At 65.7% G+C, this 306-nt stretch carries 1 protein-coding gene; it reads right to left on the bottom strand.

What is annotated here, in order from left to right; genetic code table 11:
- A partial coding sequence (locus tag CVH10_RS19310) for a PACE efflux transporter (protein ID WP_106489399.1) occupies positions 1–306 on the bottom strand: 306 nt, incomplete at both ends.

The raw sequence follows: 306 nt of genomic DNA, 5'->3' as shown, positions 1-306 counted from the left end.
AGGTCGAACAGGGTATTGAAGACCATGGCATAGGCCAGGAAGAACAGCAGGAAGCCCAGGTCCATCCAGAACGCCTCCATCAGGGTGATGTCCATCCACCAGGCCACCGCCGGCAGGGTCATCACCAGCAGGCCCAGCTCGAAGCCGAATGACTGCGCGAAGCGCTGCCCAAGGCTACGCTGGCGAGTCGGCACCAACACATCGTAGATCCGGTTCCAGACCAGGTTCCAGAGCGTGGCGGCCGTCGCCAGCCCCGCGGCCAGCACGCCCATCTCGCCCAGGCCGTGGCCGGTCAGCCAGCTGGCC

It is taken from the genome of Halomonas sp. ND22Bw (assembly GCF_003011945.1).
Taxonomy (GTDB): domain Bacteria; phylum Pseudomonadota; class Gammaproteobacteria; order Pseudomonadales; family Halomonadaceae; genus Halomonas; species Halomonas halophila.
The sequence above is the reverse complement of the archived record's forward strand: the minus strand, read 5'-3'. Positions and strand labels throughout refer to the sequence as shown.